Genomic DNA, 452 nt, shown 5'->3' with positions numbered 1-452 from the left:
ACGCCGACCGCGGCAACCGAACCGAACACGGTGGCGGCCACGATGACCGTAGAAAGATTCTCCTGCAAAAAACGCGTCATGTTCTCCTCCTATCATCCCGATTAACGCTCATTCATAGCAAAGGCGTATACGCAAGGCATAGAGACTTTACTCTATGGGTGAAGACATTGAGGACAAAGCCCTTAATGTCGAGTTCCCTCAAGGAACTCGGACGTTCGGCTACCGCCGAACGCGTATACGCGCCCCGCCGTTTACCGTTTTTTCTGTAACGGACGGCTAGCCGCCGGTTTTCGCGTCAGCCCGAAGACCAGCGCGACGAGCGTCAGAAAGCCGAACGCGGTGCCGACGGTAAAGCCCGCCCCCGAAAACAGCGACCCAAGCTGATACACGACCAGCGCAAGCGCGTAGCTGTAGGCGAACTGATAGGCGAGGGCAAACCACGTCCATTTCGC

General features: G+C 57.1%; 1 protein-coding gene. It reads right to left on the bottom strand.

The genetic code is table 11. The features are described from left to right. Positions 1-251: 251 nt before the first annotated feature. On the bottom strand, positions 252-452 hold a 201-nt coding region (locus AWU74_RS08405; RefSeq protein ID WP_162505113.1), incomplete at its 5' end, for a hypothetical protein.

The organism is Treponema endosymbiont of Eucomonympha sp. (assembly GCF_001028545.1).
The sequence above is the reverse complement of the archived record's forward strand: the minus strand, read 5'-3'. Positions and strand labels throughout refer to the sequence as shown.